Genomic DNA, 15483 nt, shown 5'->3' on the forward strand with positions numbered 1-15483 from the left:
ATGGTCGTCACCCTGATCGCTCCGATCGCCATGGAAGACGGTCTGCGCTTCGCTATTCGCGAAGGCGGTCGTACCGTTGGCGCCGGCGTGGTTGCAAAAATCATCGAGTAAGTTCTTGATGTTTTTATTCAGGGTCGGCATAATAGTTGACCTCTTAAGGGTTGTAGGCCAGTAGCTCAATTGGCAGAGCGGCGGTCTCCAAAACCGCAGGTTGGGGGTTCGATTCCCTCCTGGCCTGCCAGATTCCAGAGTGGTTTCTGGCTTTTATTTCATAGGATCATCTCGGATGAATGCCAAGGCTGAAGCTAAAGAGTCTCGCTTTGATCTGGTAAAGTGGCTCGTGGTGGCGGCCTTGGTTGCGGTGGGTGTGGTTGGCAATCAGCTATACTCCAGCGAGTCGATTCTGTATCGCGTCGTTGCATTGTTGGTTTTGGCCTTTGTCGCGGCTTTCGTCGCGTTGCAGACCGGCAAGGGGCAGGCTTTTTTCGCTTTGGTGAAGGAGGCGCGTGCCGAAATTCGCAAGGTTGTCTGGCCGACCCGTCAAGAGACAATGCAGACCACGCTGATCGTGGTCGCTGTTGTTCTGGTGATGGCGCTGCTGTTGTGGGGGCTCGATTCTCTGCTCGGCTGGCTGGTCTCCATGATCGTTGGTTAAGGGTGCATCGTGGCTAAGCGTTGGTACGTCGTTCACGCCTATTCGGGCTACGAAAAGCATGTGATGCGCTCGCTAATTGAACGAGTCAAGCTTGCTGGGATGGAAGATCAGTTTGGCGAGATTTTGGTTCCCACCGAAGAAGTGGTGGAGATGCGAAACGGCCAAAAGCGGAAAAGTGAGCGAAAGTTCTTTCCGGGGTACGTGCTAGTACAGATGGAGATGAACGAGGCAACATGGCACTTGATCAAAGACACTCCTCGTGTCATGGGCTTCATTGGTGGTACTGCTGACAAGCCTGCTCCGATCACCGACAAAGAAGCCGAGGCCATTCTGCGTCGAGTAGCCGACAGCGGTGACCGGCCTAAGCCGAAGACTCTGTTTGAGCCGGGCGAAGTAGTTCGCGTTATTGATGGTCCTTTTGCCGACTTCAATGGAGTTGTGGAAGAGGTCAATTACGAAAAGAGCCGCATCCAAGTGGCGGTGCTCATTTTCGGTCGCTCCACGCCCGTGGAGCTGGAGTTCAGCCAAGTCGAAAAGGCGTAGCTGATGGAATCGCCCTACACCCCGCAGTCGCAGGCTGCGGGGTTTTGTCGTCACTGGGGCAATCGCGAAAGCAACAGGGGAGCCTCAGGGCGTTCGAACCCGTAACTGGAGTTTTGCATGGCTAAGAAGATTCAGGCTTATATCAAGCTGCAAGTGAAGGCAGGTCAGGCCAACCCGTCGCCGCCGGTCGGTCCGGCCTTGGGCCAGCACGGCGTGAATATCATGGAGTTCTGCAAGGCATTCAATGCCAGGACCCAGGGCATGGAAATCGGCCTGCCGACTCCGGTGATCATCACTGTCTACAGTGACCGCAGCTTTACCTTCGAGACCAAGAGCACCCCGGCATCCGTCCTGCTGAAGAAGGCGGCCGGCATCACCAGTGGCTCCTCTCGCCCGAACACCCAGAAGGTCGGTACCGTTAATCGTGCCCAGCTGGAGGAGATCGCCAAAGCCAAGAAGGCCGATCTGACCGCTGCTGACCTGGAAGCCGCTGTGCGTACCATCGCCGGTTCCGCGCGCAGCATGGGCCTGAACGTGGAGGGTGTGTAAATGGCTAAGCTGACCAAGCGCCAGAAGGCGATCGCTGCAAAGGTAGAGGCAGGCAAGCAATACGGTTTCGAAGAAGCCGCTTCTCTGCTGGCAGAGCTGTCCACCATCAAGTTCAAAGAATCTGTCGACATCGCCATCAATCTGGGCGTTGATCCGCGTAAATCCGATCAGGTCGTGCGCGGTGCTACCGTGCTGCCGAATGGTACCGGCAAGAGCGTACGCGTTGCTGTGTTCACTCAGGGGCCCGCTGTCGAGGCTGCCTTGGCTGCTGGTGCCGATAAGGTTGGTATGGACGAGCTGGCTGCCGAGATGAAGGCTGGCGATCTGAGTTATGACGTGGTCATCGCCTCCCCGGATGCAATGCGCGTCGTTGGCCAGTTGGGTCAAATCCTCGGTCCGCGCGGCCTGATGCCGAACCCGAAGGTGGGGACTGTGACCCCTGACGTAGCCACTGCCGTGAAGAACGCGAAGGCTGGTCAGGTACGTTTCCGTACTGACAAGAACGGTATCATTCACGCATCCGTGGGCAAGGTCGATTTCGAGCCGATCAAGCTGCGGCAGAACGTCGAAGCCCTGCTGAGCGATCTGAAGCGCCTGAAGCCGTCCACTTCCAAAGGCGTCTACGTCAAGCGTGTGACGCTCAGTACGACCATGGGGCCGGGGCTGGTTATCGACCAGGCTTCCCTGGAAGCCTAAAGAATGGAGTGTGGCGGGCGCGAGTCCGTCACATCGACTATTGGGGTCCCTGCCTGGCGGGGGCTGTCCAAGACCGTAGGCGGCGCAAGCCTTAAACCCCAAGCCTACGCAGATGGTGCTCCCGATTCGTACCGAATCAGACACCAAAGCGCCGTCCGGCTCTGCTGGACGAAACGGTAACATCCAGGAGTAAACCCGTGGCAATCAAACTCGAAGACAAGAAAGCCATCGTCGCTGAAGTCAACGAGGCTGCCAAAGCTGCCCTGTCCGCTGTCGTGGCTGATGCCCGCGGCGTGACCGTCGGCGCTATGACCGGACTCCGTAAAGAGGCCCGCGAGGCTGGTGTGTACGTGCGAGTTGTGCGTAACACCCTGGCCCGCCGCGCTGTTGCTGGCACTCAGTTCGAGATCCTCAACGACGCGTTCAAAGGCCCGACCCTGATCGCTTTCTCCACCGAACATCCGGGCGCTGCAGCTCGTATTTTCAAAGAGTTTGCTAAGGGTCAGGACAAGTTCGAGATCAAGGCCGCTGCATTTGAGGGGCAGTTCCTCGCAGCCAACCAGATCGACGTGCTGGCTACTCTGCCGACCTACAACGAAGCCGTTGCACAACTGATGAGCGTGATTCAGGGCGCTACCAGCAAGCTGGCTCGTACCCTGGCGGCAATTCGCGACCAGAAAGAAGGCGTGGCTGCCTGATCGGCATCCAGCGTTTTTCAATTTTATATTCAATTTTGATGGCCACGAGAAGGCTATCTATCCATAACAGGAATTAGAGTCATGGCTCTGACCAACGAAGACATCATCAACGCCGTTTCCGAAATGTCCGTCATGCAGATCGTCGAACTGATCAAGGCGATGGAAGAGAAGTTCGGTGTGACTGCTGCTGCTGCCATGGCTGCCGGCCCGGCTGCTGCTGCCCCGGTTGCTGAAGAGCAGACCGAGTTCACCATCGTCCTGACCGAGGCCGGTGACAAGAAGGTGAACGTGATCAAGGTCGTCCGTGAACTGACCGCCCTGGGCCTGAAAGAAGCCAAGGCAGTCGTCGACGGCGCCCCGGGCGTGGTCAAGGAAGGCGTTTCCAAGGAAGAGGCCGAGGCCGCCAAGAAAGCCCTGGAAGAAGCCGGCGCGAAAGTCGAGCTCAAGTAAGCGACGACCTTGCGTCTACGGCCTGCGCGTTTCGCGCAAGGCTGATGGCTGGTGGCTGGAGCCACCGGCCTTTTTCCGTTATGGGTGGCTTGCCTGTCTGCCGCTACCCATGACCAACCACCTCAGAGGTGGCGCAGGCAATGAGCCTGCACGATTTCTGGCTGCTCCCTTCGGAGGGGCCAAACAAGCAGGTGACCAAGCTGGGGAACGCTGATGGCTTACTCATACACTGAGAAAAAACGTATCCGCAAGGACTTTAGCAAGTTGCCGGACGTCATGGATGTGCCTTATCTCCTGGCTATCCAGTTGGATTCCTATCGCGAATTCCTGCAGGCCGGTGCGAGCAAGGACAGGCTCCGCGACGTTGGCTTGCATGCAGCCTTCAAGTCCGTTTTCCCGATCATCAGCTATTCCGGCAATGCTGCACTGGAATACGTTGGCTACCGTCTGGGCGAGCCGGCCTTCGACGTCAAGGAGTGCGTGCTGCGAGGCGTGACCTTCGCGGTACCGCTGCGCGTGAAGGTGCGCCTGATCATTTTCGACAAGGAGTCCTCGAACAAGGCGATCAAGGACATCAAGGAGCAGGAAGTCTATATGGGGGAAATCCCCCTGATGACCGAGAACGGCACCTTCATCGTCAACGGCACCGAGCGCGTAATCGTTTCCCAGCTGCACCGTTCCCCCGGGGTGTTCTTCGATCACGATCGTGGTAAGACCCACAGCTCCGGTAAACTGCTTTATTCCGCACGCATTATTCCCTACCGTGGCTCCTGGCTCGACTTCGAGTTCGACCCGAAGGACGCCGTGTTCGTCCGGATTGACCGCCGTCGCAAACTGCCGGCCTCTGTACTGTTGCGTGCGCTGGGATACACTACTGAAGAAGTGCTGGACATTTTCTACGACACCAACGTATTCCATGTGACGCCTCAAGGCCTCAGCCTGGAGCTGGTGCCGCAGCGCCTGCGTGGCGAAATCGCCGCGTTCGACATCAAGGATGCCGCCGGCAAGGTCATCGTCGAACAGGGGCGACGCATCACCGCCCGTCACATCAATCAGCTGGAAAAGGCCGGCATCAAGGAGCTGGACGTCCCGCTGGAATATGTCAGCGGCCGCACCACGGCCAAGGCTATCGTGCACCCGTCCACCGGCGAGATCATCGCCGAGTGCAACTGCGAGTTGACCCCCGAGCTGCTGGTGAAGATCGCCAAGGGCCAGGTCGTGCGCATCGAGACCCTCTACACCAACGACATCGACTGCGGTCCTTTCATCTCCGATACCCTGAAGATCGACTCGACCACCAACCAGTTGGAAGCGCTGGTCGAGATCTACCGCATGATGCGCCCGGGCGAGCCGCCGACTAAGGATGCCGCCGAAACCCTGTTCAACAACCTGTTCTTCAGCGCCGAGCGTTATGACCTGTCCGCCGTCGGTCGCATGAAATTCAACCGCCGTATCGGCCGCGAAGAAATCGAAGGCCCGGGTGTGCTCAGCCGCGAGGACATCGTCGACGTGCTGAAGACCCTGGTCGATATCCGCAACGGCAAGGGCATCGTCGACGACATCGACCACCTGGGCAACCGTCGCGTACGCTGCGTCGGCGAGATGGCCGAGAACCAGTTCCGCGTCGGCCTGGTGCGCGTCGAGCGTGCGGTCAAGGAACGCCTGTCGATGGCCGAGAGCGAAGGCCTGATGCCGCAGGACCTGATCAACGCCAAGCCGGTGGCTGCCGCGGTCAAGGAATTCTTCGGCTCCAGCCAGCTGTCGCAGTTCATGGACCAGAACAACCCGTTGTCGGAGATTACTCACAAGCGCCGTGTTTCTGCCCTCGGCCCGGGCGGTCTGACCCGCGAGCGCGCTGGCTTCGAAGTGCGCGACGTGCATCCGACCCACTATGGCCGCGTGTGCCCGATCGAAACCCCCGAAGGTCCGAACATCGGTCTGATCAACTCCCTGGCGGCCTATGCCCGTACCAACCAGTATGGCTTTCTGGAAAGCCCGTACCGAGTGGTCAAGGAAGGGCAGGTGACCGACCAGATCGTCTTTCTTTCCGCCATCGAGGAGGCCGATCATGTAATCGCCCAGGCTTCGGCGACGCTGGACGAGAGCGGTCGGCTGATCGATGAGCTGGTGGCCGTCCGCCATCTGAACGAGTTCACCGTCAAGGCGCCGGAAGACGTCACCCTGATGGACGTCTCGCCGCGTCAGGTGGTGTCCGTTGCTGCCTCGCTGATTCCGTTCCTCGAGCACGACGACGCCAACCGTGCCCTCATGGGGTCGAACATGCAGCGTCAGGCCGTACCGACCCTGCGTGCCGACAAGCCGCTGGTGGGTACCGGGATGGAGCGCAACGTGGCTCGCGACTCGGGCGTCTGCGTGGTGGCCCGTCGTGGCGGGGTGATCGATTCGGTCGACGCCAGCCGCATCGTGGTACGCGTCAACGACGATGAGGTCGAGACCGGCGAAGCCGGTGTGGACATCTACAACCTGACCAAGTATACCCGCTCCAACCAGAACACCTGCATCAACCAGCGCCCGCTGGTCAGCAAGGGCGACAAGGTCTCGCGCAGCGACATCATGGCCGACGGCCCGTCCACCGACATGGGCGAGCTGGCCCTGGGGCAGAACATGCGCGTGGCGTTCATGCCCTGGAACGGCTTCAACTTCGAGGACTCCATCTGCCTGTCCGAGCGCGTGGTCCAGGAGGACCGCTTCACTACCATCCACATCCAGGAACTGACCTGTGTGGCGCGCGATACCAAGCTCGGCCCGGAAGAGATCACCGCAGACATCCCGAACGTCGGTGAAGCTGCACTGAACAAACTGGATGAGGCCGGTATCGTCTACGTCGGTGCCGAGGTCATGGCCGGCGACATCCTGGTCGGCAAGGTCACCCCGAAGGGCGAAACCCAGCTGACCCCGGAAGAGAAGCTGCTGCGGGCGATCTTCGGCGAGAAGGCTAGCGACGTGAAGGACACCTCCCTGCGCGTGCCGACCGGCACCAAGGGTACGGTGATCGACGTCCAGGTGTTTACCCGTGACGGCGTCGAGCGCGACTCCCGCGCCCTGGCCATCGAGAAAATGCAGTTGGACGAGATCCGCAAGGATCTCAACGAAGAGTTCCGCATCGTTGAGGGCGCGACTTTCGAGCGTCTGCGGGCTGCTCTGGTCGGCGCCATGTGCGAAGGCGGGGCCGGTCTGAAGAAGGGCACCGAAATCAGCGACGAGGTCCTCGACGGGCTCGAACATGGCCAGTGGTTCAAGTTGCGCATGGCTGACGACGCACTCAACGAGCAGCTGGAAAAGGCCCAGGCCTACCTGTCCGACCGCCGCCAGCTGCTCGACGACAAGTTCGAGGATAAGAAGCGCAAACTGCAGCAGGGCGACGATCTGGCGCCGGGCGTGCTAAAGATCGTCAAGGTCTATCTCGCTATCAAGCGCCGTATCCAGCCGGGCGACAAGATGGCTGGGCGTCACGGCAACAAGGGTGTGGTATCGGTGATCATGCCGGTCGAAGACATGCCCCACGATGCTAACGGCACTCCTGTGGATATCGTCCTCAACCCGCTGGGCGTACCCTCGCGGATGAACGTCGGGCAGATCCTCGAAACCCACCTGGGTCTGGCCGCTAAGGGGCTGGGCGAGAAGATCAACCGGATGCTCGAGGAGCAGCGCAAGGTCGCCGAACTGCGCCAGTTCCTTGCCGAGGTGTACAACGAGATCGGCGGGCGCAAGGAGGAAGAGCTGGACTCCCTGAGCGATGCCGAGATCCTCGACCTGGCGGGCAATCTGCGCGGCGGCGTGCCGATGGCTACCCCGGTGTTCGACGGCGCCAAGGAAACCGAGATCAAGGCCATGCTGAAGCTGGCTGATCTGCCGGAAAGCGGCCAGATGCGCCTGTTCGATGGCCGGACCGGCAACCAGTTCGAACGTCCGACCACCGTCGGTTACATGTACATGCTCAAGCTGAACCACCTGGTCGACGACAAGATGCACGCACGCTCCACCGGTTCCTACAGCCTGGTGACCCAGCAGCCGCTGGGTGGCAAGGCGCAGTTCGGCGGTCAGCGTTTCGGGGAGATGGAGGTCTGGGCGCTGGAGGCTTATGGCGCCGCCTATACCCTGCAGGAAATGCTCACCGTGAAGTCGGATGACGTGAACGGTCGTACCAAGATGTACAAGAACATCGTGGACGGCGATCACCGCATGGAGGCCGGCATGCCCGAGTCCTTCAACGTGCTGATCAAGGAAATCCGCTCGCTCGGTATCGACATCGAACTGGAAACCGAATAACCACGCACCGCTCATGCGGCGCCCGGTGTGAGCCGGCCGCCGCCGGTCCGTGAGGAGGAAAGGCCTTGAAAGACTTGCTGAATCTTTTGAAAAACCAGGGTCAACTCGAAGAGTTCGATGCCATCCGTATCGGTCTGGCCTCGCCCGAGATGATCCGCTCCTGGTCCTTCGGTGAAGTGAAAAAACCGGAGACCATCAACTACCGTACCTTCAAGCCGGAGCGCGACGGCCTGTTCTGCGCCAAGATCTTCGGCCCGGTGAAGGACTACGAGTGCCTGTGCGGCAAGTACAAGCGCCTGAAGCACCGTGGCGTGATCTGCGAGAAGTGCGGGGTGGAAGTCGCCCTGGCCAAGGTCCGTCGCGAGCGCATGGCGCACATCGAGCTGGCCTCGCCGGTCGCCCACATCTGGTTCCTCAAGTCGCTGCCGTCCCGCATCGGCCTGTTGCTGGACATGACCTTGCGCGACATTGAGCGCGTGCTCTATTTCGAGAGCTACGTGGTGATCGATCCGGGCATGACCACCCTGGAGAAGGGCCAGTTGCTCAATGATGAACAGTACTTCGAGGCCCTCGAGGAGTTCGGCGACGACTTCGATGCGCGCATGGGCGCCGAAGCGGTTCGCGAACTGCTCAACCAGATCGACCTGGAGCACGAGATCGGCCGCCTGCGCGAGGAGATCCCGCAGACCAACTCGGAAACCAAGATCAAGAAGCTGTCCAAGCGGCTGAAGCTGATGGAAGCCTTCCAAGGCTCGGGCAACTTGCCGGAGTGGATGGTGCTGACCGTGCTGCCGGTGTTGCCGCCAGACCTGCGCCCGCTGGTGCCGCTGGACGGTGGCCGTTTCGCCACCTCCGACCTGAACGACCTGTACCGCCGGGTGATCAACCGCAACAACCGTCTGAAGCGCCTGCTCGACCTGGCTGCGCCGGACATCATCGTGCGCAACGAGAAGCGCATGCTGCAGGAAGCGGTCGATGCTCTGCTGGACAACGGTCGCCGCGGCCGTGCCATCACCGGCTCCAACAAGCGCCCGCTGAAGTCCCTGGCCGACATGATCAAGGGCAAGCAGGGCCGTTTCCGCCAGAACCTGCTCGGCAAGCGCGTCGACTACTCCGGCCGTTCGGTGATCACCGTGGGCCCGACCCTGCGCCTGCATCAGTGCGGCCTGCCGAAGAAGATGGCGCTGGAGCTGTTCAAGCCGTTCATCTTCGGCAAGCTGGAAACCCGCGGCATGGCCACCACCATCAAGGCGGCCAAGAAGATGGTCGAGCGCGAGCTGCCCGAGGTCTGGGACGTGCTCGCCGAAGTCATCCGCGAACATCCCGTGCTGCTCAACCGTGCCCCGACCTTGCACCGTCTGGGTATCCAGGCGTTCGAGCCGGTACTCATCGAAGGTAAGGCGATCCAGCTGCATCCGCTGGTTTGCGCTGCCTACAACGCCGACTTCGACGGCGACCAGATGGCCGTGCACGTCCCGCTGACCCTTGAGGCCCAGCTGGAAGCCCGTGCGCTGATGATGTCGACCAACAACATTCTCTCGCCGGCCAACGGTGAGCCGATCATCGTGCCGTCTCAGGACGTGGTGCTGGGTCTGTACTACATGACCCGCGAAGCGGTGAATGCCAAGGGCGAGGGTCGCGTGTTCGCCGACCTGCAGGAAGTCGACCGGGTGTTCCGTGGCGGCGAAGCGTCGCTACATGCTCGCGTGAAGGTGCGGATCAACGAGACCGTCAAGCAGAAGGATGGCAGCTTGGTTCGCAATACCCGCATCGTCGACACCACCGTCGGTCGTGCGCTGTTGTTCCAGGTCGTCCCGGCTGGTCTGTCGTACGACGTGGTCAATCAGTCGATGAAGAAGAAGGCGATCTCCAAGCTGATCAACCACTGCTATCGCACGGTAGGCCTGAAGGATACCGTCATCTTCGCCGACCAACTGATGTACACCGGTTTTGCTTTCTCGACCCTGTCGGGGGTTTCCATCGGCGTGAACGACTTCGTCATTCCGGCGGAGAAGGCGCGGATCATCGACGGCGCCACCGAGGAAGTGAAGGAAATCGAGAGCCAGTACGCCACCGGCCTGGTGACCCAGGGCGAGAAGTACAACAAGGTGATCGACCTCTGGTCGAAGGCCAACGACGAAGTGTCCAAGGCGATGATGGCCAACCTCTCGAAGGAGAAGGTCATCGACCGCAATGGCAACGAAGTCGAGCAAGAGTCGTTCAACTCCATGTACATGATGGCGGACTCCGGTGCGCGGGGTTCCGCAGCACAGATCCGCCAGTTGGCCGGTATGCGTGGCCTGATGGCCAAGCCCGACGGCTCGATCATCGAGACTCCGATCACCGCCAACTTCCGCGAAGGCTTGAACGTACTACAGTACTTCATCTCCACTCACGGCGCCCGTAAGGGGCTGGCGGATACCGCACTGAAGACCGCGAACTCCGGTTACCTGACCCGTCGTCTGGTCGACGTGGCCCAGGATCTGGTGGTGACCGAGGTCGATTGCGGCACCGAGCAGGGCCTGTTGATGACCCCGCACATCGAGGGCGGCGACGTGGTCGAGCCGCTCGGCGAGCGCGTGCTCGGACGGGTCATCGCCAAGGACGTGTTCCGTCCCGGGAGCGACGAGGTTATTGTCCCGGCCGGCACCCTGATCGACGAGAAGTGGGTCGAGTTCATCGAACTGAACACCATCGACGAGGTGGTCGTGCGTTCGCCGATCAGCTGCGAAACCCGTTACGGTATCTGCGCCAAGTGCTATGGCCGCGATCTGGCCCGTGGGCACCAGGTCAACATCGGCGAGGCAGTCGGCGTCATCGCTGCCCAGTCGATCGGCGAGCCGGGTACCCAGCTGACCATGCGGACCTTCCACATCGGTGGTGCGGCCAGCCGGACCTCGGCGGTGGACAACGTTCAGGTGAAGAACGGCGGCAATATCCGTTTGCACAACCTGAAGCACGTCGAGCGAGCCGACGGCAACCTGGTGGCGGTGTCCCGCTCCGGCGAACTGGCCGTGGCCGACGATTTCGGTCGCGAGCGTGAGCGCTACAAGCTGCCTTACGGTGCGGTGATTTCGGTAAAGGAAGGCGACAAGGTCGACCCGGGCGCCATCGTTGCCAAGTGGGACCCGCACACCCACCCGATCGTGACCGAGATGAAGGGTACTGTGACCTTCGTCGGCATGGAGGAGGGTATCACCATCAAGCGCCAGACTGACGAGCTGACCGGTCTGACCAACATTGAGGTGATGGATGCGAAGGACCGCCCGGCCGCCGGCAAGGATATTCGCCCGGCTGTGAAGCTGGTCGACGCCAATGGTAAGGAGCTGCTGCTGCCGGGCACCGATGTGCCGGCCCAGTACTTCCTGCCGGCCAACGCCCTGGTGGGGGTGGCTGACGGCGCCGAAGTAGGGGTGGGTGACGTGATCGCCCGTATCCCGCAGGAAACTTCGAAGACCCGCGACATCACCGGTGGTCTGCCGCGGGTGGCGGACCTGTTCGAGGCGCGGCGTCCGAAGGAGCCGTCGATCCTGGCGGAAATCAGCGGCACCATCAGCTTCGGCAAGGAAACCAAGGGCAAGCGCCGCTTGGTCATCACCCCGAACGATGGCAGCGATCCGTACGAGGAGCTGATTCCGAAGTGGCGTCACCTCAACGTCTTCGAAGGCGAACAGGTGAATCGTGGCGAAGTGATCTCCGACGGTCCGAGCAATCCGCACGACATTCTGCGCCTGCTGGGAGTTAGTGCGCTGGCCAAGTACATCGTCAATGAGATCCAGGACGTGTACCGCCTGCAGGGTGTGAAGATTAACGACAAGCACATCGAGACCATCCTCCGGCAGATGCTGCGCAAGGTGGAACTCGCCGAGGCTGGCGACTCGAGCTTCATCAAGGGCGATCAGGTAGAACTGACCCAGGTGCTCGAGGAGAACGAGCAGTTGGCGACCGAGGACCGGTTCCCGGCGAAGTACGAGCGTATCCTGCTGGGTATCACCAAGGCGTCGCTGTCGACCGAGTCGTTCATCTCCGCTGCGTCCTTCCAGGAAACCACCCGCGTGCTCACCGAGGCTGCGGTCACCGGCAAGCGCGATTACCTGCGCGGCCTGAAGGAGAACGTCGTGGTGGGCCGGCTGATTCCCGCCGGTACCGGCCTGGCCTATCACAGCGAGCGCAAGCGCAAGCGCGATGCCGAGAAGCCGGTACGGGTGAGCGCGGAGGAGGTCGAGGCGGCACTGACCGAGGCCCTCAACACCAGCGGCAACTGAGCACAGATCGCCCGGCGGTGCGGCCGGGCCTTGCCTTGACTGGGTCTGGGAGTCTCTTTAGACTAACGGACCCTAAATTTGGCAGGGCGAATCGCTCTGCCATTTTGTTTATGTCGAAAGACAACAGTGGAGCTAGTAGATGGCAACTATCAACCAGCTGGTGCGTCAGCCGCGCAAGCGCCTCGTCGACAAGAGCGACGTGCCTGCGCTGCAGAACTGCCCCCAGCGCCGTGGCGTGTGCACTCGCGTGTACACCACCACGCCGAAAAAACCGAACTCGGCACTGCGTAAGGTCTGCCGTGTGCGCCTGACCAACGGTTACGAGGTCACCTCCTATATCGGCGGTGAGGGTCACAACCTGCAGGAGCACAGTGTCGTGCTGATCCGTGGCGGTCGTGTCAAGGACCTTCCGGGTGTCCGTTACCACACCGTGCGCGGTTCGCTGGACACCACTGGCGTGAAAGACCGCAAACAGGGCCGTTCCAAGTACGGCACCAAGCGTCCGAAGTAATCCAATTTACTATTTGTCGAGTCGATAAGAGTAAGGTCGGGCGTGGCCGGATGGCTACCGTTCCGAGCTAACCTGAAGACCGTTTGAGGGCTTATCAATGCCAAGACGTCGTGTAGCAGCCAAGCGCGAGATTCTGGACGATCCGAAGTATGGAAGCCAAATTCTTGCCAAGTTCATGAACCACGTGATGGAAAGCGGCAAGAAGGCGGTTGCCGAGCGCATCGTTTACGGCGCGCTGGATACCGTCAAGTCCCGCAAGAACAGCGATCCCCTGGAAATCTTCGAAAAAGCACTCGACGCCATCGCTCCGCTGGTCGAAGTGAAGTCCCGCCGCGTGGGTGGTGCGACTTACCAGGTTCCGGTCGAGGTTCGTCCGTCGCGTCGCAATGCGCTGGCCATGCGCTGGCTGGTGGACTCAGCACGCAAGCGTGGCGAGAAATCCATGGCCCTGCGTCTCGCTGGCGAGTTGCTCGATGCCTCCGAGGGCAAGGGCGCTGCTGTGAAGAAGCGTGAAGACGTGCATCGCATGGCCGAGGCGAACAAGGCGTTCTCGCACTATCGTTTCTGAATTCAGCCTCCATCTACGAGGACCTCATTGTGGCCCGTACAACCCCGATCAATCGCTACCGTAACATCGGTATCTGCGCCCACGTGGACGCAGGCAAGACGACGACTACGGAGCGGATCCTGTTCTACACAGGCGTCAACCACAAGATGGGCGAGGTGCATGATGGCGCCGCCACCATGGACTGGATGGTGCAGGAGCAGGAGCGCGGTATCACCATTACCTCCGCTGCGACCACTGCCTTCTGGCAGGGCTCGACCAAGCAGTACGACAACTATCGCGTAAACATCATCGATACCCCTGGGCACGTGGACTTCACCATCGAGGTGGAGCGTTCGCTGCGCGTGCTGGACGGGGCTGTGGTGGTATTCTGTGGTACCTCCGGTGTTGAGCCGCAGTCCGAGACCGTATGGCGCCAGGCCAACAAGTACGGCGTGCCGCGTATCGTCTATGTGAACAAGATGGACCGTGCGGGTGCCAACTTCCTGCGCGTCGTCGAGCAGATCAAGAAGCGTCTGGGCCACACTCCGGTCCCGGTGCAACTGGCCATCGGCGCGGAAGAGAACTTCCAAGGCCAGATCGATCTTCTCAAGATGAAGGCGATCTACTGGAACGAAGACGATCAGGGCATGACCTACCGCGAGGAAGAGATTCCGGCGGAGTTGCAGGCGCTTGCCGACGAGTATCGCTCCAATATGGTAGAGGCGGCTGCCGAAGCCAACGAAGAGCTGATGAACAAGTACCTTGAGGGTGGCGAGCTGTCGATCGAAGAGATCAAGGCTGGGCTGCGTCAGCGTACCATCGCCTGCGAAATCGTCCCGGCTGTATGCGGCTCATCCTTCAAGAACAAGGGTGTTCCGCTGGTTCTCGACGCCGTTATCGAGTTTCTTCCGGCTCCGACCGAGATCCCCGCGATCAAGGGCGTGCATCCGGATAACGAGGAAATCGTCGACGAGCGTCATGCCGATGATAGCGAGCCGTTCTCGGCGCTGGCGTTCAAAATCGCCACCGACCCGTTTGTGGGTACCTTGACGTTTGCTCGGGTGTACTCGGGTGTTCTCAGCTCTGGCGACTCGGTTATCAACTCGGTCAAGGGCAAGAAAGAGCGTGTGGGGCGCATGGTGCAAATGCATGCCAACACTCGCGAAGAGATCAAGGAAGTACGCGCCGGCGACATCGCGGCACTGATCGGTATGAAGGACGTCACCACTGGTGACACCCTGTGCTCGATCGAGAAGCCGATCATCCTTGAACGTATGGACTTCCCGGAGCCGGTAATCTCCGTGGCGGTCGAGCCGAAGACCAAGGCTGACCAGGAAAAGATGGGTATCGCTCTCGGCAAGCTGGCGCAGGAAGACCCGTCTTTCCGCGTCAAGACCGACGAGGAAAGTGGCCAGACCATCATTTCCGGTATGGGCGAGTTGCACCTGGACATTCTGGTCGACCGCATGAAGCGCGAGTTCGGTGTCGAGGCCAACATTGGCAAGCCTCAGGTGGCTTATCGCGAGACCATTCGCAACAAGTGCGAGATCGAAGGCAAGTTCGTACGTCAGTCCGGTGGTCGTGGCCAGTTCGGTCACTGCTGGATCCGTTTCGAGCCGGCTGACGAGGGTCAGGAAGGATTGCTCTTCACCAACGAGGTTGTGGGTGGTGTGATTCCGAAGGAATACATCCCGGCGATCCAGAAGGGTATCGAAGAGCAGATGAAGAACGGTGTGGTTGCGGGTTATCCGCTGCTCGGTCTGAAGGCCGCCGTATTCGATGGCTCCTACCACGACGTTGACTCCAACGAAATGGCATTCAAGATCGCGGCCTCCATGGCGACCAAGCAACTCTCCCAGAAGGGTGGTGCGGTGCTGCTCGAGCCGATCATGAAGGTCGAGGTGGTCACTCCGGAAGACTACATGGGTGACGTCATGGGTGACCTGAACCGTCGCCGTGGTCTGATCCAAGGTATGGAGGACACTGTCTCCGGCAAGGTCATCCGCGCCGAAGTCCCGCTGGGCGAGATGTTTGGTTACGCTACCGATGTACGTTCGATGTCCCAGGGACGCGCCAGCTACTCCATGGAATTCTCGAAGTACTCCGAAGCTCCGGCCAACATCGCCGAAGCTATCGTCAAAAAACAAGGTTGATTCAGCCCTTTAAGTAAGAGGTTTACTGTCGTGGCTAAGGAAAAATTCGAACGTAACAAACCGCACGTCAACGTTGGCACCATCGGTCACGTGGACCATGGCAAGACCACTCTGACTGCTGCGCTG

General features: G+C 60.3%; 13 protein-coding genes and 1 tRNA gene. All 14 read left to right on the forward strand.

Translation table 11 applies throughout. The annotated features are described in order from the left end of the window. Positions 1-111 (forward strand): EF-Tu C-terminal domain-related protein (locus BMY22_RS20425; RefSeq protein ID WP_262926409.1); only part of this gene is annotated, 111 nt, incomplete at its 5' end. A 54-nt stretch (positions 112-165) separates the two neighbouring features. After that, positions 166-241 (forward strand) — tRNA-Trp (locus tag BMY22_RS20430). Between the two features lie 45 nt (positions 242-286). Beyond that, positions 287-655: a preprotein translocase subunit SecE gene (gene secE, locus BMY22_RS20435; protein WP_090625063.1), complete on the forward strand. Its 369-nt coding sequence runs from the start codon at positions 287-289 to the stop codon at positions 653-655. A gap of 9 nt (positions 656-664) precedes the next feature. Continuing rightward, on the forward strand, positions 665-1198 hold the full coding sequence (gene nusG, locus BMY22_RS20440; protein WP_039806181.1) for a transcription termination/antitermination protein NusG: 534 nt from the start codon (positions 665-667) through the stop codon (positions 1196-1198). Positions 1199-1315: 117 nt separating this feature from the next. Continuing rightward, positions 1316-1747, forward strand: coding sequence for a 50S ribosomal protein L11 (rplK, locus tag BMY22_RS20445; protein ID WP_090625064.1), 432 nt, complete (start codon positions 1316-1318; stop codon positions 1745-1747). Then, a complete protein-coding gene (rplA, locus tag BMY22_RS20450) occupies positions 1748-2443 on the forward strand; it encodes a 50S ribosomal protein L1 (RefSeq protein ID WP_090625065.1) in 696 nt (231 codons plus the stop codon). Positions 2444-2640: 197 nt separating this feature from the next. Next, complete coding sequence (gene rplJ / locus BMY22_RS20455) at positions 2641-3141, forward strand: 50S ribosomal protein L10 (RefSeq protein ID WP_090625067.1); 501 nt, start codon at positions 2641-2643, stop codon at positions 3139-3141. Between the two features lie 81 nt (positions 3142-3222). Further along, positions 3223-3591 carry a 50S ribosomal protein L7/L12 gene (gene rplL, locus BMY22_RS20460; protein ID WP_090625068.1) on the forward strand — a complete coding sequence of 123 codons (369 nt, stop codon included), beginning with the start codon at positions 3223-3225 and terminating at the stop codon, positions 3589-3591. Between the two features lie 213 nt (positions 3592-3804). Next, a complete protein-coding gene (rpoB, locus tag BMY22_RS20465) occupies positions 3805-7881 on the forward strand; it encodes a DNA-directed RNA polymerase subunit beta (protein ID WP_090625070.1) in 4077 nt (1358 codons plus the stop codon). 65 nt (positions 7882-7946) lie between these two features. Next, positions 7947-12146: a DNA-directed RNA polymerase subunit beta' gene (gene rpoC / locus BMY22_RS20470; protein ID WP_090625071.1), complete on the forward strand. Its 4200-nt coding sequence runs from the start codon at positions 7947-7949 to the stop codon at positions 12144-12146. Between the two features lie 139 nt (positions 12147-12285). Next, positions 12286-12657, forward strand: a complete 372-nt coding sequence (rpsL, locus tag BMY22_RS20475) for a 30S ribosomal protein S12 (protein WP_039806165.1) — start codon at positions 12286-12288, stop codon at positions 12655-12657. A 97-nt stretch (positions 12658-12754) separates the two neighbouring features. Then, positions 12755-13225 carry a 30S ribosomal protein S7 gene (gene rpsG, locus BMY22_RS20480; RefSeq protein ID WP_012699299.1) on the forward strand — a complete coding sequence of 157 codons (471 nt, stop codon included), beginning with the start codon at positions 12755-12757 and terminating at the stop codon, positions 13223-13225. Positions 13226-13254: 29 nt separating this feature from the next. After that, complete coding sequence (gene fusA / locus BMY22_RS20485) at positions 13255-15357, forward strand: elongation factor G (protein WP_090625073.1); 2103 nt, start codon at positions 13255-13257, stop codon at positions 15355-15357. A gap of 30 nt (positions 15358-15387) precedes the next feature. Then, positions 15388-15483, forward strand: a 96-nt coding sequence (locus BMY22_RS20490) for a GTP-binding protein (RefSeq protein ID WP_233432247.1), incomplete at its 3' end; no start/stop codon positions are given.

It is taken from the genome of Azotobacter beijerinckii (assembly GCF_900110885.1).
Classification (GTDB): Bacteria; Pseudomonadota; Gammaproteobacteria; order Pseudomonadales; family Pseudomonadaceae; genus Azotobacter; species Azotobacter beijerinckii.